The organism is Mycobacterium sp. URHB0021 (assembly GCF_054057895.1).
Genome location: NZ_JBSRZT010000002.1, coordinates 2,359,806 through 2,380,156, shown reverse-complemented (window position 1 = coordinate 2,380,156; position 20,351 = coordinate 2,359,806). Strand labels below are relative to the sequence as shown.

16 protein-coding genes and 1 pseudogene are annotated in these 20,351 nt (G+C 67.4%); 10 read left to right on the top strand and 7 right to left on the bottom strand.

Annotated features, from left to right (window positions below):
- Together ACVWWN_RS13945 and ACVWWN_RS13940 are read left to right on the top strand one after the other, a co-directional pair.
- Positions 1 to 942, top strand: coding sequence for an HAD family hydrolase (locus ACVWWN_RS13945; RefSeq protein ID WP_457144428.1), 942 nt, complete (start codon positions 1 to 3; stop codon positions 940 to 942).
- Positions 935 to 1,837 (top strand): formylglycine-generating enzyme family protein, encoded by a 903-nt coding sequence (locus tag ACVWWN_RS13940; RefSeq protein WP_457144427.1) that lies wholly within the window; start codon positions 935 to 937, stop codon positions 1,835 to 1,837. The genes ACVWWN_RS13945 and ACVWWN_RS13940 overlap by 8 nt, the downstream gene beginning before the upstream one ends.
- A gap of 57 nt (positions 1,838 to 1,894) precedes the next feature.
- Here ACVWWN_RS13940 and ACVWWN_RS13935 read toward each other — a convergent pair whose 3' ends face one another.
- The gene (locus ACVWWN_RS13935; RefSeq protein ID WP_457149123.1) at positions 1,895 to 2,344 is read right to left on the bottom strand and encodes an SRPBCC family protein; all 450 of its coding nucleotides are present in this window, start codon (positions 2,342 to 2,344) and stop codon (positions 1,895 to 1,897) included.
- Positions 2,345 to 2,436: 92 nt separating this feature from the next.
- Here ACVWWN_RS13935 and ACVWWN_RS13930 point away from each other — a divergent pair.
- From ACVWWN_RS13930 to ACVWWN_RS13920, 3 genes and pseudogenes are all read left to right on the top strand, one after another.
- Positions 2,437 to 3,204: pseudogene (locus tag ACVWWN_RS13930) on the top strand (SDR family NAD(P)-dependent oxidoreductase).
- The gene (locus ACVWWN_RS13925) at positions 3,201 to 4,001 is read left to right on the top strand and encodes an SDR family oxidoreductase (protein ID WP_457144426.1); all 801 of its coding nucleotides are present in this window, start codon (positions 3,201 to 3,203) and stop codon (positions 3,999 to 4,001) included. The pseudogene ACVWWN_RS13930 and the gene ACVWWN_RS13925 overlap by 4 nt, the downstream one beginning before the upstream one ends.
- 149 nt (positions 4,002 to 4,150) lie before the next feature.
- The gene (locus ACVWWN_RS13920; protein WP_457149122.1) at positions 4,151 to 5,359 is read left to right on the top strand and encodes an AI-2E family transporter; all 1,209 of its coding nucleotides are present in this window, start codon (positions 4,151 to 4,153) and stop codon (positions 5,357 to 5,359) included.
- On the opposite strand, the gene ACVWWN_RS13915 is transcribed toward ACVWWN_RS13920, so the two are convergent.
- Together ACVWWN_RS13915 and ACVWWN_RS13910 are read right to left on the bottom strand one after the other, a co-directional pair.
- Positions 5,340 to 6,137, bottom strand: coding sequence for a dienelactone hydrolase family protein (locus ACVWWN_RS13915; protein WP_457144425.1), 798 nt, complete (start codon positions 6,135 to 6,137; stop codon positions 5,340 to 5,342). The genes ACVWWN_RS13920 and ACVWWN_RS13915 overlap by 20 nt on opposite strands.
- A 28-nt stretch (positions 6,138 to 6,165) precedes the next feature.
- Complete coding sequence (locus tag ACVWWN_RS13910) at positions 6,166 to 6,792, bottom strand: DUF4245 domain-containing protein (RefSeq protein WP_457149121.1); 627 nt, start codon at positions 6,790 to 6,792, stop codon at positions 6,166 to 6,168.
- Between the two features lie 285 nt (positions 6,793 to 7,077).
- On the opposite strand from ACVWWN_RS13910, the gene glpX reads away from it, so the two are divergent.
- The 5 genes from glpX to ACVWWN_RS13885 all read left to right on the top strand — a co-directional run bounded on the left by glpX (position 7,078) and on the right by ACVWWN_RS13885 (position 15,485).
- Positions 7,078 to 8,106, top strand: coding sequence for a class II fructose-bisphosphatase (gene glpX / locus ACVWWN_RS13905; protein WP_457144424.1), 1,029 nt, complete (start codon positions 7,078 to 7,080; stop codon positions 8,104 to 8,106).
- Between the two features lie 23 nt (positions 8,107 to 8,129).
- A complete protein-coding gene (locus ACVWWN_RS13900; RefSeq protein WP_457144423.1) occupies positions 8,130 to 9,551 on the top strand; it encodes a class II fumarate hydratase in 1,422 nt (473 codons plus the stop codon).
- Between the two features lie 23 nt (positions 9,552 to 9,574).
- Complete coding sequence (locus ACVWWN_RS13895; protein WP_457144422.1) at positions 9,575 to 12,337, top strand: AAA family ATPase; 2,763 nt, start codon at positions 9,575 to 9,577, stop codon at positions 12,335 to 12,337.
- A 111-nt stretch (positions 12,338 to 12,448) separates the two neighbouring features.
- The gene (locus ACVWWN_RS13890) at positions 12,449 to 15,226 is read left to right on the top strand and encodes an AAA family ATPase (protein WP_457144421.1); all 2,778 of its coding nucleotides are present in this window, start codon (positions 12,449 to 12,451) and stop codon (positions 15,224 to 15,226) included.
- Between the two features lie 40 nt (positions 15,227 to 15,266).
- A complete protein-coding gene (locus tag ACVWWN_RS13885; RefSeq protein WP_457144420.1) occupies positions 15,267 to 15,485 on the top strand; it encodes a hypothetical protein in 219 nt (72 codons plus the stop codon).
- Positions 15,486 to 15,519: 34 nt separating this feature from the next.
- On the opposite strand, the gene ACVWWN_RS13880 is transcribed toward ACVWWN_RS13885, so the two are convergent.
- From ACVWWN_RS13880 to ACVWWN_RS13865, 4 genes are all read right to left on the bottom strand, one after another.
- Positions 15,520 to 16,401: a polysaccharide deacetylase family protein gene (locus ACVWWN_RS13880; protein ID WP_457144419.1), complete on the bottom strand. Its 882-nt coding sequence runs from the start codon at positions 16,399 to 16,401 to the stop codon at positions 15,520 to 15,522.
- 33 nt (positions 16,402 to 16,434) lie between these two features.
- On the bottom strand, positions 16,435 to 17,748 hold the full coding sequence (locus ACVWWN_RS13875; protein WP_457144418.1) for a PhoH family protein: 1,314 nt from the start codon (positions 17,746 to 17,748) through the stop codon (positions 16,435 to 16,437).
- Between the two features lie 225 nt (positions 17,749 to 17,973).
- The gene (locus ACVWWN_RS13870; protein WP_457144417.1) at positions 17,974 to 18,795 is read right to left on the bottom strand and encodes an acyl-ACP desaturase; all 822 of its coding nucleotides are present in this window, start codon (positions 18,793 to 18,795) and stop codon (positions 17,974 to 17,976) included.
- Between the two features lie 58 nt (positions 18,796 to 18,853).
- The gene (locus ACVWWN_RS13865; RefSeq protein ID WP_457144416.1) at positions 18,854 to 20,329 is read right to left on the bottom strand and encodes a glycine hydroxymethyltransferase; all 1,476 of its coding nucleotides are present in this window, start codon (positions 20,327 to 20,329) and stop codon (positions 18,854 to 18,856) included.
- Positions 20,330 to 20,351 lie beyond the last annotated feature (22 nt).

Sequence of the window (20,351 nt, the reverse complement as noted above, 5' to 3'; positions counted from 1 at the left end):
GTGGCAGAACTCGCGACATGGTGCGACGGGTCCACGAAGTCGGCGATTGTCGACTTCGTCGGCCGGGTCACCGCCGAGGATGGTCCCGACCATGTACCGCCGGACGCGCGTGTCGCGGTGTTCGACAACGACGGCACGTTGTGGTGCGAGAAACCGATGTACATCCAGCTCGATTTCATCGTGCACCGGCTCGCCGAGAAGGCAGCTGCCGATCCGGCGCTGCGCGACCAGCAGCCCTACCAGGCGGCGACCACCGGAGACCTGAACTGGTTCGGCGGCGCCATCACCAAGCATTACCAGGGTGACGACTCCGACCTGAAAGGTCTTGCCGCGGCTGTGATGTCGCTGCACGCATCGATGACCGTCGAGGAGCATGCCGCCAAGGTCAGCGCGTTCTACGCCGAGGGACAGCATCCGACGCTGGGCCGGCCGTATCGGGCCTGCACCTACCAGCCGATGGTGGAGCTGTTGCGCTATCTCGAAGCTCACGACTTCACGTGCTACATCGTTTCCGGTGGCGGCCGTGACTTCATGCGACCGATCACCTCGGCGATTTACGGAATTCCACCAGAACGCGTCGTCGGGAGTTCACAGGGGCTGAAGTTCGACGGCGGCATTGGAGCCGAGGCCGGCCACGGCAACCTCCTTATTCAGCCCGCGCTAGACGTCTTCGACGATGGTCCAGAGAAGCCGGTGCGCATCTGGAACCGAATCGGCAGGCGCCCCATCTTTTCTGCGGGCAACTCCAACGGCGATGACGAGATGCTGATGTACTCAGGCAAGCCCGGTGCCCCGGCGCTGCGACTTCTGGTGCTCCACGACGATGCCGAGCGTGAATTCGACTACACCGCGGGGGCAGAGCGCGCATTGGAGCATGCCAAGCAGTACGGCTGGACCGTGGTGAGCATGCGAAACGACTGGGCGAACGTCTTCAGTGACTGACCTCGTCTGGATTCCGGGGCAGACGACCGTGCTGGGCTCGGAAGAGCATTACCCGGAGGAGGCGCCCGCCCGGGAGGTCGATGTCGACGGGTTCTGGATCCATGACCGCCAGGTGACAAACCTTGATTTCGTCGAATTCGTGGGCGCTACAGGTTATGTCACGGTCGCCGAACGTCCGCTCAGCGCCGACGACTACCCCGGCGCGCCGCCCGAGAACCTGCAACCGGGCTCGATGGTGTTCACCCGCACGGCCGGCCCCGTCGACCTGCGGCACCTCAACCTGTGGTGGACGTGGACGCCCGGGGCGTCGTGGCGCCGCCCGGTCGGCCCGCACTCGTCGATCGACAAACGCGCCGACCACCCGGTGGTGCACGTCGCCCACGAAGACGCCGAAGCCTACGCGGCGTGGGCGGGGCTGTCGCTACCGACGGAGGCCGAATGGGAGACCGCGGCACGCGGTGGCCTTGTCGGAGGGAAGTACACCTGGGGCGACGAGCCGGAACGGCCGGAGCAGCGACTCGCGAACTATTGGCACGGCGACTTCCCGTGGCGTCCCGAGCGGGGCTACGGGCGAACGGCGCCAGTCGGAAGCTTCCCGCCCAACCCGTACGGCCTTTTCGACATGGCGGGCAACGTCTGGGAATGGACCACCGACTGGTACGCCGACTCCCACGCGGGCGGATCGTGCTGCGTGGCGGACAGCTACGACCCGCAGCAGCCACAGTTCAAGGTGCCCCGCAAGGTCGTCAAGGGCGGCTCGTTCCTCTGCGCCGACGACTACTGTCTGCGTTACCGTCCCGCCGCCCGCCGGCCCCAACCGATCGACACCGGCATGAGCCACATCGGGTTCCGCTGCGTTCGCCGCCCGCAGTCGAGTTCTGCACCAGGCTTGTGAAATCTGCGGCGGTTTCAAGGGACGAACGACCCTGATGCAGAACTCGCGGGAGCTCGGTCAGCCGGCCTCGGCGGCTTTCTTGATCGCTGCGAGGGTGGCCGGGATGCCGCTCCTCGCCTGATCGGTGCGTTTCTCTATCTCGGCGTCGGCCTGGTCGCCGTACCGTTCGCGAAAGCCGGCGATGCCGGCGGGCAGAAACTCCCACGATTCGGTGAGTCGCGTGCCGTCGTTCTCCGGTTCAAACGAGTAGCCCCAGTAGACGAAGCCGTTGTTCACCTCCCAGGCGAACTTCCGACCCGGCTCGGCTGCCACCACCTGACATCGCGTCTCCCAGGTCCGCTCCGGAGTCTGGTTGCGGCCGGTGAACCACGCGCCGACCTGCGGGCCCCCTCCCTCGTCCCACCAACAGGCCTGGCAGATCGGGCTCCACTCACCGGTCCGCGTCACATCCGACACCAGCGCATACAGCTCGTCCGGTGTCACAGCCACGGAAATCGAATCGGACATCTTCAGCTCGGTCACGACTCGAGTCTGCCTGGTGACGGACCACTAGCGCTAAGTTGGAACGCGTTCTACCCCGTCGTGGAAGGGCCAACTGGATGAGCAACGGTAACGAGCGGCTCGCCGTCGTCATCGGCGCGGCGTCCGGAATCGGCTGGGCCACCGCCCGCGCCCTGGCCGCCGACGCTGCCGCGTCGTCATCGCCGACCGCAACATCGACGGCGCGAAAGCCAACGCCGCCGAACTCGGAAGCCCGCATACCGCCGCGACCGTTGATGTCATTCACGAGGAGTCGGTGCAGCGGCTGTTCGACGAGGCCGGGCCGGTCGACGTCGTGGTCAACTGCGCCGGGTTCAGCAATGTCGGCCTCATCACGGACATGCCGGTCGAGGACTTCCGCTCCGCGATCGACGTCTGCCTCAACGGCGCCTTCATCGTCGCCAAGCACGCGGGGTGGCATCTGCGTGAGGGCGGCGCACTGGTCTCGATCAGCTCGCTCAACGGGCCAGCCGGCGGCCGGGATGAGCGCCTACTGCGCCGCCAAGGCCGGTCGGTCCATGCTCACCCAGGTCGCCGCCCTGGAGATGGGGCCGCGCGGAATCCGGGTCAACGCCGTGGCGCCGGGTTTCGTGCACACCCCGCTGACCGCACCGGCGGCCGCCGTGCCGGGAGTGGTTGAGGACTACGTGGACAACACCGCCCTCGGCCGGGCAGGCACACCGGAAGACATCGCCAACGCGGTGCTGTACCTGTCTTCGCCGAGCTCGTCGTGGCTGACCGGCGAGGTACTCGACATCAATGGCGGTGCCCACCTCAAGCGTCATCCGGACATCATGGCCCGTGTGATGAAGCTTGCGGCACAATGAATTTCAGCGGAAAGCAGGCGATCGTGACCGGGGCGGGCTCCGGTATCGGCGCGGCACTGTGCCGTGCGCTGGCCGGCGCGGGCGCGAATGTGGTGTGCACCGACATCGACGGCGGCGCCGCCGATCGAACCGCGGCGGTGATCGGCACCCGCGCACGCTCGGCGCGCCTCGACGTCACCGATGCGGCAGCCGTCCAGGGAGCCGTCGACGACGCGGTGGACCGCGCCGGGCGGCTTGACCTGATGTTCAACAACGCCGGCATCTGCTGGGGCGGGGACACCGAACTGCTCACGCTGGACCAGTGGAACGCGATCATCGACGTCAACATCCGCGGTGTCGTGCACGGCGTCGCGGCGGCCTACCCGCTGATGCTGCGGCAGGGGCATGGTCACATCATCAACACCGCGTCGATGGCGGGCCTCACCGCGGCGGGCCAGATCACCAGCTACGTGACCACCAAACACGCCGTCGTCGGAATGTCGTTGGCGTTGCGTTCGGAGGCCGTCCCCCGCGGGGTCGGGGTGCTGGCGGTGTGCCCCGCTGCGGTGGAGACCCCGATCCTCGACGAGGGTGCAATCGGCGGCTTCGTCGGCCGCGATTACTTCCCCGCGGCCCAGGGCGGCAAGACCTACGACGCCGACCAGCTGGCCGGTGACACCCTCAAGGCCATCGCAAAGAACAAGGCGCTCTTGGTGAAACCCCGAAGCGCACACGGCCAATGGCTATTCGCGCGGCTCGCGCCCGCGCTGATGAACCGCATGTCGATGCGCTTCATCGAAGGCCAGCGTGCGAAGTAGGCCGCCGCGCGCGTCGGAATGGGGTTTCTTGACTGAGTTGAGGTTTCACCACCCGGCACTCGGCGGATAACCCATTCATCGCAAAGCGCACGAAGTGTGAAATACGCTGTTGACAACCGAACTGGGGGTGGAGAAGACCAGTGGCCGCCATGGATACCGAATTCACGCTGACACAGAAGCGTGCCTTGGCCGTCGCCACGGTCGTCGCCGTTCTGTTCGGCGCGTACTTCCTGCGGAACTATTTCATTCTCATCGTGGTGGCCGCGGTCGTCGCCTACCTGTTCAGCCCGGTGTACAACCGCATCAACAGGCGACTGAGCAAGGGCGCCTCGGCTACGCTCACGCTGTTGGCCGTGATCGCCAGCGTCATCGTCCCCCTCGGCCTGATCGTGTTGCTCGGGGTCGTCCAGATCACCGAGATGGTAAAGAGCGTCGCCGGCTGGGTCGAGCGGACCGACCTTTCCACGTTGGGCGACAAGACCCTGCGCATCATCAACGAGTTCCTCTCCCGGGTGCCGTTCGCGGACGTCACCGTTACTCCGGAGATGCTTCGCAAGGCGATGACAACCGTCGCCCAGAATGTCGGTCAGTGGCTGTTGCATGCCCTGCAGGGAGCCGCCGGCGGCGTCGTCGGCGGGATAACCGCCGCGATCCTCTTTCTCTACGTGTTCATTTCGCTGCTGACGAATCAGGACGGCGTGCAGACGCTTATTCGCCGGCTCAACCCGCTCGGCGAGGAGGTCACCGACCTCTACCTGGCCAAGATGGGCGCGATGGTGAACGGCACGGTCAGGGGCCAGTTCGTGATCGCCCTGTGCCAGGGTATCGCGGGCGCGGTCTCCATCTACGTCGGCGGCTTCCATGACGGGTTCTTCATCTTCGCAATACTTTTGAGCGCGCTTTCCGTCATTCCGCTGGGCAGCGGTATCGTCACGATTCCCTTCGGCGTCGGAATGATCCTGTTCGGCAATGTGATCGGCGGCCTCTTCGTCATTCTCTTTCACCTCATCGTGGTGACGAACATCGACAACTTCCTGCGGCCGATCCTGGTCCCGCGTGAGGCGCGTCTCGACTCGGCACTGATGTTGCTTGCCGTTTTCGCCGGAATCGGCATGTTCGGTGCATTGGGAATCATCATCGGCCCGGTGCTGATGATCGTCATCGTCACCACCATCAGCGTCTATCTGGCGGTGTACAAGGGCGTGCCCATGGACCAGCATGACGACGAGGGCTCACCGAAGAAGAAGCGCCGCTTGGGCTGGTTGACGCGCCGGGCCAGGCGGGTGCAGCCGGAGGCGCCCGAACCAGACGCGGACGCACCCGCGGCGGACCGGGGCGCTACGTCAGCCGGGCCCTGAGGAATTCGACGACGCGCTTGCGGGCCTCGTAGGCGGGGTGCCCCTCGTGCTCCCGCATCTCCAGGGTCAACACCGAATGCGACATCGTGCCGAATCCGTGCTCGTTGCCCTTCTTCGAGCTGATCTCTATCACCTCGAACGCGTCACCCAGACGGTCCTTCAGCGTCGTGAAGCGTTCCGCCGGCGACAGGCGGTCTTCGCTGAACCGCAGGCCCAGCGCGCAGAGTCCCTCGTCGGCGGCCCGCCTTTCGACGATCTTCAACTCGGCCTCGGACAGCCCGGGATCGCGTCGTTGCTTGGCCGTCAACCCAAACGGGAGCGACGGCTGGCTCAGCACCGGGGCCAGCACGCTGTCGTCCACCGCGGCCGCGAGCGCGAAGCCGCCGCTCCAGCACTCGCCGATCACCCCGACACCCTTGCCTGGCGTCTTCTCGTTGAGGTCGCGGGCCACGGCGCGAAGGTAATGCGCAACCGGCCGGTCCGCGTTCGTCGCGAACGCTGCGAATTCCTTTGCCACACAACCGCGCAGAATCACCGGCACCATGCCCGGCCGGACGCCGGGCGCACCCGGGGTACCGAACAGGGACGGGCAGGCGACGGTGAACCCGTTGTCCACCAAATGATTACCGAGCGCCAGCACACCGGGGTGGATTCCCGGCATCTCGGGGATCAGTACCACGCCGGGACCCTCACCCTTGCGGTAGACGTCGTGGGTGTAGCCGGTCGCGGTGAACGGCGCCGCGCTCCATCCGGTCAGATCTGCTTCGGGCGCGGTCATGCCGTCTCCGTCCTCGGGGATCGCGGGCCTACTTGACTGGCAGCGGCGGCTGCGTTTGCGTCGCCTGGGCCAGAATACGGTACTCATCAGTACCGGCGGCGCCGGTCAGCGCAATCTGTGCTCGTCCGGTCGGACCGCCCAGCCGGGTGGTCCACACCGGCTCGGCGGCCTTGCCGTCGTCGCGCTCTCCCTCGTAAACGATCCACCGGACGCCGTTGATGTCCTGCACACCCGTGGGGTGCAGTTCGGGATTGATCGAAGCGACCAGCTTGTCCTCGTCGGCGTTGCTCTGGGTCAGGCTCAGGTACACCCCGCTGGGCGTCAGGTAGCCCACGGTCGAGCTGACCGCGCGCGCCGGCTGGCCCGACGCGGCATCGGTGCGACCACCGTCGATGCCCTTTCGGCTGCCGGAGTTCGACTGCCAGCCCGGGGGCAGCTTCGGCAGCCGGATCGGAATGTTCAGGGCATCGGCGTCTGCCTGCAGCGCGGCCGGCGCGTCATAGGTCGGCACCGCACCCTGGCCGGGCCCGGTGGGCGCGAACGAACACATGCCGAGCATCCCGGCCAGCACAATGCAGGCCAGCACCAGTGGAGCGATCGACCAGAACATGTCCCGGCCGTCCTGCAGCAGGCGCGGCTTCGCCGGCCTGGGCACCGGAGCCGGGCTGCCGGCGACATCAGACCGCGGAGCCGGGCTGCCGGCGACATCAGACCGCGGAGCCGGGCTGCCGGCGACATCAGACCGCGGAGCCGGGCTGCCGGCGACATCAGACCGCGGAGCCGGGCTGCCGGCGACATCAGACCGCGGAGCCGGGCTGCCGGCGACATCAGACTGCGGAGCCGGGCTGCCAACGGGCTCGGGACCCTGCTGCGGCTGCGTCGTCATGTCAGCCAGTATCCCAGCTCACCTCGGACATGCCGTTAATGGGAGAATCGGGCCATGAGCCCCCAGCGTGGTGAAGCCCCTGATCGCAACCTCGCACTCGAACTCGTGCGCGTCACCGAAGCCGGCGCGATGGCGGCAGGTCGCTGGGTCGGCCGCGGCGACAAAGAGGGCGGTGACGGCGCCGCGGTCGACGCGATGCGCGAGCTGGTGAACACGGTGTCGATGCGCGGCATCGTGGTGATCGGCGAGGGCGAGAAGGACAACGCGCCGATGCTCTACAACGGCGAAGAGGTCGGCAACGGCGACGGGCCGGACTGCGACTTCGCCGTCGACCCGGTCGACGGCACCACGCTGATGAGCAAGGGGCTGCCCAACGCGATCTCGGTGCTCGCGGTCGCCGAGCGCGGCGCGATGTTCGACCCGTCGGCGGTGTTCTACATGAACAAGATCGCGGTCGGACCCGAGGCCGTCGACGCCATCGACATCACCGCCCCCATCGGTGAGAACATCCGCCAGGTCGCCAGGGCCAAGCGTCTGTCGGTGTCCGACATGACGGTGTGCATCCTGGACCGGCCCCGCCACGAGCGGCTGATGGCCGAGGTCCGCGACGCCGGTGCCCGGATCCGGCTCATCACCGACGGCGACGTGGCAGGCGCGATCTCGGCGTGCCGGCCGAACTCGGGCACCGACCTGCTCGCCGGCATCGGTGGCACACCCGAGGGCATCATCACGGCGGCCGCCATTCGCTGTATGGGCGGCGCCATTCAATGCCAGCTCGCCCCGAAGGACGACGAGGAACGCCAGAAGGCGATCGACGCCGGCTATGACCTCGACCGGATCCTGTCCACCGAGGATCTGGTGTCCGGGGAGAACGTCTTCTTCTGTGCCACCGGCGTCACCGACGGCGACCTGCTCAAGGGCGTCCAATACTACGGCGGCGGTTGCACCACGCAGTCGATCGTCATGCGGTCCAAGTCGGGCACGGTGCGGATGATCGAGGCCTATCACCGGCTGTCGAAACTGAACGAATACTCCTCCATCGATTTCACCGGCGACAGCAACGCCTTCCAACCGCTCCCCTGACCACCGACACCAGAAGGGCACACATGACCACCGACGCCGTCGACAACGCCGTCGAATACCGCATCGAACACGACACCATGGGCGAGGTCCGGGTACCGGCCAGCGCGTTGTGGCGGGCGCAGACCCAACGCGCGGTGGAAAACTTCCCGATCTCGGGACGCGGCCTGGAGCGCACGCAGATCCGGGCGCTGGGCCTGCTGAAAGGTGCCTGCGCACAGGTGAACAAGGACCTCGGGTTGCTCGACGCCGACAAGGCCGACGCCATCATCGCCGCGGCCTCCGAGATCGCCGACGGCCGCCATGACGGCCAGTTCCCCATCGACGTGTTCCAGACCGGTTCGGGCACCAGCTCGAATATGAATGCCAACGAGGTGATCGCAGGCATCGCCGGCCAGAACGGCGTGAGTGTGCACCCCAACGACGACGTCAACATGTCGCAGTCGTCCAACGACACCTTCCCCACCGCGACGCACATCGCGGCCACCGAAGCGGCTGTGCGCCATCTGATTCCGGCGCTGGAGGTGCTGCACGACGCGTTGAAGTCCAAGGCGCAGCAGTGGCGCACCGTGGTGAAGTCCGGCCGCACCCACCTGATGGACGCCGTACCGGTGACACTGGGCCAGGAGTTCAGCGGGTATGCGCGCCAGATCGAGGCAGGCATCGAGAGGGTGAAGGCCACGCTGCCGCGGCTGGGCGAACTCGCCATCGGCGGCACCGCCGTCGGCACCGGCCTCAACGCGCCGGACGGCTTCGGTACGAAGGTCGTCGACGTCCTCGTTCAGCAGACTGGGGTCGCTGAATTACGCACCGCCGTCAATTCTTTCGAGGCACAGGCCGCCCGCGACGGGCTGGTCGAGGCCTCGGGCGCGCTGAAGACGATCGCGGTATCCCTGACCAAGATCGCCAACGACGTCCGCTGGATGGGCTCGGGGCCGTTGACCGGCCTCGGCGAGCTCCAGCTGCCTGATCTGCAGCCCGGTAGCTCGATCATGCCGGGCAAGGTCAACCCGGTGATCCCCGAAGCGGTCACCCAGGTCGCCGCACAGGTGATCGGTAACGACGCAGCGATCACGTGGGGCGGCGGCAACGGCGCATTCGAACTCAACGTCTACATCCCGATGATGGCGCGCAACATCCTCGAGTCGTTCACGCTGCTCGCCAACGTCTCGACGCTGTTCGCCGAGCGCTGTATCAGCGGACTGATCGCCAACGAGGACCGGTTGCGCGAGTTGGCGGAGTCGTCGCCCTCGATCGTGACGCCGCTGAACTCCGCGATCGGCTACGAGGAGGCCGCCAAGGTCGCCAAGGAAGCGCTCAAGGAACGCAAGACGATTCGGCAGACCGTCATCGACCGCGGACTGATCGGCGACAAACTGTCGGAGGCCGAACTGGACAAACGGCTGGACGTGCTGGCGATGGCCAAGGTGAAAGAAGACCAGCGGTAGCGGGGCAGCCGAGTATCACCGTGGTGGCCGGCATCGCGAGCCGCCCTGCTGAGGAGGCCGCGGTGGCCGAGTTCCTGGACTCGGCGGCCGGCGCGCCGGCCGCCCTCGTGATCGAGGGCGAACCGGGCATCGGCAAGACCACGCTCTGGCTCTCGAGTCTGGAGCGGGCGCGGGGACGCGGTTTCCAGGTGCTGTCGGCGCGCGTGGCCACGGCGGAGTCCGTGTGTGCCTACGCCTCGCTGGCCGATCTGCTGGCCGGTGTCCTCCCGGCCGTCTGGGCTGCGTTGCCCGACCCGCAGCGAATAGCCGTGGACCGCGTCGTGTCACGGGAGGACGCCGTGACGCCCGCCACCGATCAACGCGCCGTCGCGGCGGCTTTCCTGTCGGTGATCGACCATCTCAGCGACGATGCACCGGTCCTGGTCGCGATCGACGACCTACAGTGGCTGGATCCCTCCAGCGCTTACGTCATCGCTTACGCCGCACGGCGGCTGTCCGGGCCGGTGGGATTTCTGGCCGCGGTGCGCACCGATTCGGACAGCGGTGACGTCGCATCCTGGCTGCAGCTACCCCGACCCGAAGCCGTACATCGGATCGAGTTGCGCCCGTTGACTTCTCGTGCACTTCACACCGTGGTGTCCGAGAACCTCGGCCGGCCGGTCCCCCGGGTGACGATGACCCGTATCCACGAGGCGTCGGGCGGAAACCCGTTTTATGCGATCGAATTGGCGCGCGCTCTCGAGGAGGGCGCCGTTGAACTGCTGCCCCACACGCTCGCCGATTTGGTCCGGGCCAGGATCGGCAGCCTCGACCCTGCGATTCACGACGCGCTGCTCGCGGCCGCCTGCCTGGCCACCCCGACCGTCGAGGTGGTCGGCAGAGCGATCGCCATGGACAACGACCACCTCGTCGAAGTCCTCGAGGCCGCCGAGCGCAAGGGCATCATCGCGATCGAGGGCCATCGGATCCGGTTCACTCATCCGCTGCTGGCGTCCGGTGTCTACACCGAGGCCTCCTCGACGCAGCGGCGAGTGATGCACGGCCGGCTTGCCGAGGTGATCGACGAATCGGAGTTGCGCGCAAGGCATCTGGCACTGTCGGCGGCCACGGGTGATCAGGACGCATTGCGTGCCCTTGATGCGGCCGCGGCTTCGGCCGACGCACGCGGCGCCCCGGCCGCCGCCGCGGAACTGCTCGAACTGGCGATCGCGTTGGGCGGCGACACCGTCGAGCGCCGGATTCGACTGGCGGCCCACTGTTTCGATGCGGGTGATCCGGGACGTGCGCGTGCGCTCCTGGAACGGGCGATCGCCGGCATGAAGCCCGGTCCACCCCGGGCGCACGCCCGTCACACGCTGGCGATCGTGCGGTTCATCGACGACGGATACCCCGAAACGGTCCAGCTGCTGATGCGCGCGCTCGACGAGGACGACCCCGATCCCGCACTGCGAACCCGGATGCTGGTGGCGTTGTCGCACGCCCTGTTCAACATCGGCAAACCCGAGGCAGCGCGGGATCGCGCCGAGGAGGCGGTCGCCCAGGCCGACCGTCTCGGCGATCGTGGCCTGGTCAGCCAGGCACTCGGCGTGCGAGCGATGCTCCACTTCCTGCGCGGCGACGGCATCGACGAACCGGGCCTTGCGCGGGCGCTCGAACTCGAGGATCACGAATCGTTCACCCCGACGGCGCTGAAGCCCAGTGTGGAGTGTGCGCTGATCCTGGGTTGGACCGGCGAGCTGGACAAGTCCTACGAACAGATGAGGGCGATCCAGCAACGGTGCATCGAGAAGGGCGAAGAAGGCGAACTGATCTTCATCGACTTTCACGTTGTGGTGAACCGGATTTGGCGCGGTGATTTCGGCGAAGCCAAGCGGGTGGCCGCCGCCTCGATGGAACTGGCAGGACAGCTGGGCGGCGAGTTCCCCGTGATGTTGAGCCGGATCATCCGGGCCTGGCTTGCGGCCTTCGGCGAGTCCGAGGACGACGCCCGCGCAGCCATCGCTGACGCGATAGACGCCAGTAAGCGCAACGGTTCGACCTGGCTCGAGGAGTGGTCGCTGACGGCGCTGGGCTTCCTGGAGACGTCGCTTGGCAACCACGAGGCCGCCTTGAACACGCTCGAACCCCTGCTGGTCAGACACGCGTCGATGCCGAACTCGACGGAGATCTTCGCGGCCTCGTTTGTGCCGGACGCCGTGGAGGCGCTGACGGCGTTGGGTCGGGTGGACGAAGCCGCGTACCTCGCGGACACGATGGAATCAAACGGGCGAAGGCTCGGCCGCGCCTGGATGCTCGCGGTCGGCGCGCGCTGCCACAGCATGGCGCTCGCGGCGGGCGGCGACACCGACGCCGCGCTGGCCGCGGCGCACCGCGCCATGGCCGAACACGACCGGGTGCCGATGCCGTTCGAGCGGGCCCGGACCCAGCTGTTCCTGGGGCAGCTCACAGATCGCCGCCAGACCGAGGACCCGGCGGCTGCGCTGCGCGCAGCGCTCACCACATTCGAGAGGCTCGGCACCCCGTTGTGGGCGGACCGGGCGCGCGCCGAACTGACCCGCACCGAGGCCGCGCGGCGGCGTCCCGCTGGGCTCAGCACCGCTGAACAGCGGGTCGCCGAGCTGGCCGCAACGGGAATGACCAACCGGGATGTGGCCGCCGCGCTGTATATCAGTCCCAAGACCGTCGAAGCGACGCTGGCGCGGGTGTACCGCAAGCTCGGCATCAAATCGCGCGGCGAGCTCGGCCGGCGCATCGCGACGGATACGGCCGGACCGACACCCTCCTGAGGATGTGTTGCCGGCCGGGGTGTGATCGGCCAAATGACGCAAAAAGGTGACCGCCGCGCCGTTAGCTGAGATTCTTCTCCTATGCCGGGGGTGGGGACTGCAAACGGTCCGATGAAAGCCCGGGCTGTCGGCGGTTTCTTGGCGTCCGCGTCCACGGCTCCGGCGGCGTTGCTCATCGAGGGTGAGCCGGGAATCGGCAAGACGACCCTCTGGTTGGCTGCGCTGGAGCAGGCGCGCGAACAGCGGTTCACTGTGCTGTCCACCCGGACCGCGGCCGCCGAGTCAGTCCTCGCATACACGGCGCTCGCCGATCTCCTCGATGGCGTCGATGCCTATGCGTGGGCCGACCTGCCTGAACCTCAGCGAGTCGCCGTTGACCAGGTGCTGTTGCGCGCCGAGAACGGCACCGCCACCGACCAGCGAGCGATTGCCGCGGCGTTCCTGTCGGTGGTCGAACGGCTCGCCGACGACGCGGCGGTACTCCTGGCGATCGATGATCTGCAGTGGATCGATCCATCCAGCGCGCGTGTCATCGCGTTCGCGACGCGCCGGCTCACCGGGCCGGTCGGTGTCATCGGTACCGTGCGTGCCGAAGCCGTCGAAGGCGCAGGCGCGAGCTGGCTGCAGATGCCGCGGCCGGACGCCGTCAATCGGATTCGACTGCACCCATTGGGCGTTCAAGACCTGCACGCCGCGGTGTCGGCACGGTTGCGCAGGCCGTTCTCCCGTCCGACGATGGGCCGCATCCACGAGGTGTCCGGCGGCAACCCCTTCTATGCAATCGAATTGGCCCGCGCGATGGGCGAGCACGCGCCGGGCAGCGAGACGTCGCTGCCGCGCACACTCACCGACGTCGTGCGGGCCCGGCTCGGCGGCCTCGACCCCGCGGTACACGAGGCACTGCTCGCGGCTTCCTGCATGGCCACGCCGACGGTGGAACTGGTGTCGAGCGCCACGACCACCGACGACGAGCGCCTGGTGGAGCTTCTCGAGAATGCGGAGAGCAACGGCGTCATCGCCATCGACGGAAACCGGATCAGCTTCGCGCACCCCCTACTGGCTCGAGGGGTGTATGCCGAGGCCGCACCGGGGCAGCGCAGGACGATGCATCGCCGCCTCGCCGACATCGTCGACGAACCCGAACTACGGGCGCGTCATCTGGCTCTGGCCGCCACCAGCGGAGATCACGTCACGCTCGGCGCGCTCGATGCCGCCGCGGAATCGGCGCGGGTTCGGGGCGCCCCGGCGGCGGCGGCGGAGCTGATGGACCTGGCGATCGGGCTGGGCGGTGATACCGCCGAGCGCAGGCTTCGTTCTGCGCTCCATCATTTCGACGCCGGAGATCAGGAACGGGCAGGCGTCGTGCTCGAAGAAACCGTCGAGATGCTGCCGCCGGGCAACCAGCGCGCGGAAGCGTTGAGCCGGCTGGCCATTGTCCGGCTCTATGGCGACGGCTTCCTGGAAACGTCACGTCTTCTTCAACGCGCGCTGCACGATGTGGACGACGACAGCCCACTGCGGGTGCAGATATTGATCACCCTGGGCTATGCGCTGCTCAACGCCAACCAGGCCGAAGCAGGACTGCACACCGCAACAGAGGCGGTGGCCAGTGCCGAACAGCTCGGCGAACCGCAGCTGCTCAGCATGGCGCTGTCAATGCGGGTGATCCTGCAATTTCTGTGCGGTCTGGGAATCAACGCCCAGGATCTGCGGCGTTCACTGGAGTTGGAGAATCCGGATATCCTCACGCCGTTGGTATTTCGGCCCTATGTACAGCACGCACTGTTACTGGAATGGACGGGTCAGCTCGACGCGGCCGACGAGAAGCTGCAGGCCGTGCGCCGCCGCTGCTTCGAGAAGGGTGAGGAAGGCGAGGACATCTTCATCGCCCAGCATGTCGTGCTGAACGCGATCTGGCGTGGCGACTTTGTCGAGGCGGGGCTCATCGCCGAGGACAGCATGGAGCGCGCACGCCAGCTCGGCGGCAACTCCCCGTTATTCCTGGCCAACAGCCTGCGAGCGCAGCTGGCCGCGTATGCCGGCCGCGAAGCCGAGGCCAGAAGCGCCATCGACGAAGCGATGGAGATCGGAAGACGTTCCGGCGCCGAGCGGTTGGTAGACCGCGTCATCGGCACGCTCGCGTTCCTCGAGGTGTCGCGCGGCGACTACCAGGCTGCCGCGGCGGCCCTGGAGCCGCTGCTGGCCCGTTTCAATCCGGAGAAAAGTCCAACCGAACTTCCCAGCGGCGCGTTTCTGCCCGACGCGATCGAGACCTTCGTTCAGCTCGGCCGGGCCGCGGAGGCGGAGCCGATGGTGGCGGCGCTGGAGCGAAACGGCCGCAGACTCGACCGGCCGTGGATGCTGGCGGTCGGCGCGCGAGGCCGCAGCATGCTGCTGGCGGCGACGGGTGACGTGGCTGGCGCGGCGGCAGCAGCACTACGGGCCGTCGCCGAACACGACCGCGTCGCGATGCCGTTCGAGCGGGCGCGAACCGTGTTACTCCTGGGCCAACTTCAGCGCCGCCTGCGCACCAAGGAGCCGGCATCGGCGAGCCTGCAACAGGCCCTTGCCGTGTTCGAGGAACTAAACGTCCCGCTGTGGGCGGACCGGGCCCGCGCCGAACTCGTCCGCGCCAACGTCGGGCCCCGCCGAACCGGTGACCTCACCCCTTCCGAACAGCGGGTCGCGGAACTGGCGGCGTCGGGCATGAAGAATCGCGACGTCGCGACCGCGCTCTTCATCAGCCCGAAGACGGTCGAAGCCAACCTGGCCCGCATCTACCGCAAACTGGGCATCAAGTCGCGGGCCGAACTGGGCCGACACATGGGAAGTCCTGGTGCCGTCACATATAGGGAAACACCCGATTCCCTCGGCGCGCATGACGAATAGCGTCGTGCGCGCCACCTTGATACGCCACAAAGGAGGACGGGTGCCGGTCAACCAGGATCCCGCGACCCTGGCCAGTTTGAGCACAGCTGCTCTGGTCACGACCGCAACCAGCCAGCCCGCGTTGCGCACAGGCTTCGCGATGCTCGGCCTGGTCTCACTGCTCGACCTGCCCAAAGCCGATCGGGCGGATCGGGTGGTGGCGCTGAGCGGCGCTGCGGCCGCGGGCTGGTTCCTGGTGCGCGGCAACCGCCGACGCTAGGCGCCGGCCCGAGCGCCGGCCCTGCGCACCAGTCCTAAGCACCGTTGTTGGGACCGCCGGAGTTCTGATCCGGGATGTCGGTGATCGGGACGTTCGGCATCGGCGTGGGCGACGGCGTGGCCGCCAGCGGGGGGATCTCGGCGGCCGGGATGTCGGTGAGGTCGTTGACCGCCGGCCCGTTGTCGCGGCTGCCGTAGCTGGTGCCCGGTTCGCGCGGGCCGACCATCTGGCTCACCGTGACGAGATGATAGCCATTGGCCTTCAAAACGGGGATGAATTGGTACACCAGATCGACTGTTGACGAGTACGTGTCGTGGAAGAGCACGACCGAATTCGGTTTGATCTGGGTCATCAGCATGTACCGGGTCGCGCCGGTGTTGGCATCGTTGGCCCAGTCGAACGGGATGACGTCCCAGTTGATGTCGGCCAGGCCCTGCTTCTTGGCCTCGGCCAGCACCGCGTCGTTGATCAGCCCGCCCGCGGTGCGGACCAGCTTCGGACGCTGACCCGTCGCCGCCTCGATCGCGTCACCGGCTTTGCTGAACTGCGCGGGAATGTCTTCCGGCGGGATGGTCGTCATGTTCGGGTGTTCCCACGTGTGGTTGCCGATCTCCATGCCCGCGTCGGCGATGCGCTTGGCGCCGGCCGGGTTGGCCGCGACCTTGTTGCCGATCAGGAAGAACGTCGACCTGGCGTCGTTCTGGTTGAGGATCTGCAGCAGTCGGTCGGTGAAGGGACTCGGCCCGTCGTCGAACGTCAGCGCGATGCACTTGACCTTCGAGCAGTCGACGTCCTCTGCGCCGGCCTTGCGGACATGGCCGGTGAGTCCGCCGACGAGCAGCACCGCGGCGGCCGCGACCACGCCCAGAACGGTCCTGGCGTACCGCCAGACCTGGTTGTCGGGACGCCTTGGCACCTTGGCAGCCTACCGGGGCGTGCTGAGCTCAATTCACGGGAGCGCGCCGGGACTGAACTCCTCCAGCATCTCGGTGACCAGCGCCGCGATCGGCGAGCGCTCGCTGCGCAGCAGGGTGATGTGCGCGAACAACGGGTGGCCCTTCAGCTTTTCGATCACCGCGGCAACACCGTCGTGCCGGCCGACGCGGAGATTGTCGCGCTGGGCGACGTCGTGGGTGAGCACCACCCGCGATCCCGCGCCCAGTCGGGACAATACCGTCAGCAGCACGTTGCGCTCCAGCGACTGCGCCTCGTCGACGATCACGAACGAGTCGTGCAGCGAACGGCCACGGATGTGGGTCAACGGCAGCACCTCGAGCATGCCGCGTGACAGCACCTCTTCGAGTACCGCGGGGCTGGCGAGCCCTTCCAGGGTGTCGAAGACGGCCTGCGCCCACGGGCCCATCTTCTCGCTCTCGCTGCCCGGCAGATAGCCGAGGTCCTGGCCACCGACCGCATACAGCGGCCGGAACACGACGACCTTGCGTTGGGTGCGGCGTTCCAGCACCGCTTCCAGCCCGGCACACAGCGCCAGCGCCGACTTACCGGTGCCGGCCTTACCGCCGAGCGAGACGATGCCGACGGACTCGTCGAGCAGCAGGTCCAGCGCCACCCGCTGCTCGGCGGAGCGGCCTCGCAGGCCGAACACCTCCCGGTCGCCGCGCACCAGCTGCACTCGCTTCTCGGCGTTGACCCGCCCGAGCGCATGGGAGTTTCCGCCGAGCAGCCGAATGCCGGTGTGGCACGGAAGATTTCGGGCAGTCTCCAGATCCACTTCGCCCTCGGCGAACAGTGCGTCGATCTCCTGGGCCGTTACTTCGATCTCGTCCATCCCGGTCCAGCCGGACGTGACCACATCCTGCGCGTGATATTCGTCGGCGGACACGCCGACCGCGCCGGCCTTCACCCGCAGCGGAATGTCCTTGCTGACCAGCGTGACTCGCTTGCCTTCTGCGGCGAGGTTGGCCGCGCAGGTCAGGATGCGCGCGTCGTTGGTGTCGGTACGGAAACCCGCAGGCAGAACTGTGGGGTCGCTGTGGTTGAGCTCGACATGCAGCGTACCGCCCTGTGTGCCAACGGGAATCGGCTGATCCAGCCGCCCGTGCTCGAGGCGCAGGTCGTCGAACATCCGCAGTGCCTGCCGGGCGAACCAGCCCAGCTCGTGGTGATGACGCTTGGCCTCCAGTTCGCTGATCACGACCAGCGGAACCACCACGTCATGCTCGGCAAACCGCGTGCACGCCCAGGGATCGGACAGCAGAACGGAGGTGTCGAGCACATAGGTGCGGAGAGCAGAATCGGTCACGTAGCGCTCCTCGAGGCGAGGGAATTCATGCGGCCCCGCACGATCTTCTCGGCGGACACTGCGGTACCAGGACCGGGGCCGGCCCTTTCGTGATCAAACCGATCGGTACCGCCCGGACAGCAGAGCATGTCGCTAGCCATCGAAAAAGACGCTACTCCCGTCGGCGCACGCGCGCCGGGCAGGCGCGCCGTCGCCGGGCTCGCGGTGTGTGCCGCGGCTAACGCCTCAGGCGAACTCGCGCAGCACGGGCTCGTCGGCCAGCCCCCACGCGGTGACGCGGTCGGAGATCACCTGGCGCAGCTGATCGGGGCCGAAGATACCGGCCTCGGCCACGGCGGCCACCTTGTCCGCGTAGGCGTCGATGTCACCGCCGACCACGCGGAGTCCGGCGGCCCGGCGGGCGATCGCCTCGATGGTTTCGTCGCGGCTGTAGGACAGGCAGTGCGTGACGAGGTTGGCGAAGAACTCCTCGTGGCGCTCTTCGTCCCTGGCGATCCTGCCGACCAGGCCAGCCAGCACCGGCTCGGTGATTTGCGCCTGCAGGTTGCGGCAGAACACCGCGTGGGCGCGCTCGAAGAACGCCATGAACGCCAGGGTCTCGATCTGGCTGTACGTGTCGGCGCGATAACCCTTCATCACGTGCTGGACGCGCACGTCCTCGTTGGCGGCCGGGTCGATCTCACGAGTGACCACCAGGTAATTGCGCAGCGCCACGGCGTGCAGGTGCTCCTCGGCGGTCCAGCGGCCGATCCACCGGCCCCACTTTTCGTCCAGGATGAAGTTGAACACCAGCTCGCGGTGATATCCGGCGAGGTTGTCCTTGGTGATCAGCAGGATTTCCAGGGCGTCGGTGACGGTCTTGGGCAGCGTGACCTGGGACGGATCCCAGTCGTGACCGCCCAGGAAGGCGAAGTTCTCCCCCTGGTCGAAGGGGACGAAATCGTGGGCGTACCAGATGTCCTCGGAGTCCAGATGGCGGCGCAGCTGCTCGCCGACCACCGGCTCGAGCTCCAGGATCAACGCATTAGCGACAGGTTTCTGTGCCATGCGGTTACAGTAACTCAATTCTGTGGGAATCGTAAAATTCCCACGCCGGGCGCGGCGCCTAGAGCGTCAACCCCGGATAGAGGGGGTTGGCCGCCAACATCTCCGCCGCCGCCGCGTGCACCCGCTCGGCGGTGCCGTCGGCAAGCTTGTACTTGGCCTTGGACGGCCCGGCAGCGCCTTCTCCCGGCTGTGTGTTGGACAACACCTCGACGACGAGTTCGGCCACCCGGTCGAATTCGGCGGTGCCGAAGCCGCGGGTGGTCAGCGCCGGAGTGCCGAAGCGGATGCCGCTGGAGTACCAGGCACCGTTGGGATCGGCCGGGATCGAGTTGCGGTTGGTCACGACGCCGGAGTCCAGCAACGCCGATTCGGCCTGGCGGCCGGTCAGTCCGAACGTCTGGACGTCCAGCAGCACGATGTGGTTGTCGGTGCCGCCGGTGACCAGCCGGGCGCCGCGGCGCAGCAGCCCGTCGGCGAAGGCCTTGGCGTTGTCGGCGACGCGTTGCGCATACGACTGGAATGCGGGCTGGCGGGCCTCGGCCAACGCCACCGCCTTGGCAGCCATGATGTGAGACAGTGGCCCGCCCAACACCATTGGGCAGCCCTTGTCGACGGCGTCGGAGTACTCGGGCGTAGCGAGCACCAGCCCGCCACGCGGGCCCCGCAGCGACTTGTGGGTGGTGGTGGTCGTGACATGGGCGTGCGGAACCGGGTCCTCGTCACCGGTGAAGACCTTGCCCGCGACCAGCCCGGCGAAATGGGCCATGTCCACCATCAGGGTGGCGCCCACCTCGTCGGCGATCTCGCGCATCTTCGCGAAGTTCACCCGCCGCGGATAGGCCGAATAACCGCCCACCAGAATCAGCGGCTTGAACTCGCGGGCGGCGGCCGCGAGCACGTCGTAGTCGAGCAGACCCGTCTCCGGATCCGTGCCGTAGCTGCGCTGGTGAAACATCTTGCCCGAGATGTTCGGCCGGAAGCCGTGGGTGAGGTGCCCGCCCGCGTCCAGCGACATGCCGAGCAGCCGCTGGTTGCCGAGCTTGTGGCGCAGCTTCTCCCAGTCCTCCTCCGACAGGTCGTTGACGTGCTTGGCGCCCAGTTCGGCCAGTTCGGGCGCCTCGACGCGGGTGGCGAGGATGGCCCAGAAGGCGACCAGGTTCGCATCGATGCCGGAGTGCGGCTGAACGTAGGCGTACGGCGAGCCGAACAGCTCACGCGCGTGTTCGGCGGCGACACTTTCGACGGTGTCGACGTTCTGGCAGCCGGCGTAGAACCGGTGCCCGATAGTGCCCTCGGCGTACTTGTCCGACAACCACGTGCCCATTGTCAGCAGCGCGGCCGGGGACGCGTAGTTCTCGCTGGCGATCAGCTTGAGCGAATCCCGTTGGTCGGCAAGCTCTTTGCGCGTCGCCGCCGCGATGCGTGGCTCGACGGACTCGATGACATGCAGCGCGGCGCGGTAAGCCTCGCTGGCGGTTTCGGCGTACTCGGCGCCGGGAGCGGCCGACGTCGTGGCGGTCGAGTCTGCAGTCATGTGGTTCAGCCTACGACGGCCC

Bases quoted from the DNA above. Each gene is read 5' to 3' on its own strand.
- ACVWWN_RS13865 (WP_457144416.1), bottom strand. From the start codon at position 20,329: ATGACTGCAGACTCGACCGCCACGACGTCGGCCGCTCCCGGCGCCGAG.
- ACVWWN_RS13925 (WP_457144426.1), top strand. From the start codon at position 3,201: ATGAATTTCAGCGGAAAGCAGGCGATCGTGACCGGGGCGGGCTCCGGT.
- ACVWWN_RS13935 (WP_457149123.1), bottom strand. From the start codon at position 2,344: ATGTCCGATTCGATTTCCGTGGCTGTGACACCGGACGAGCTGTATGCG.
- ACVWWN_RS13920 (WP_457149122.1), top strand. From the start codon at position 4,151: ATGGATACCGAATTCACGCTGACACAGAAGCGTGCCTTGGCCGTCGCC.
- ACVWWN_RS13870 (WP_457144417.1), bottom strand. From the start codon at position 18,795: ATGGCACAGAAACCTGTCGCTAATGCGTTGATCCTGGAGCTCGAGCCG.
- glpX (WP_457144424.1), top strand. From the start codon at position 7,078: ATGAGCCCCCAGCGTGGTGAAGCCCCTGATCGCAACCTCGCACTCGAA.
- ACVWWN_RS13915 (WP_457144425.1), bottom strand. From the start codon at position 6,137: ATGACCGCGCCCGAAGCAGATCTGACCGGATGGAGCGCGGCGCCGTTC.
- ACVWWN_RS13900 (WP_457144423.1), top strand. From the start codon at position 8,130: ATGACCACCGACGCCGTCGACAACGCCGTCGAATACCGCATCGAACAC.
- ACVWWN_RS13890 (WP_457144421.1), top strand. From the start codon at position 12,449: ATGAAAGCCCGGGCTGTCGGCGGTTTCTTGGCGTCCGCGTCCACGGCT.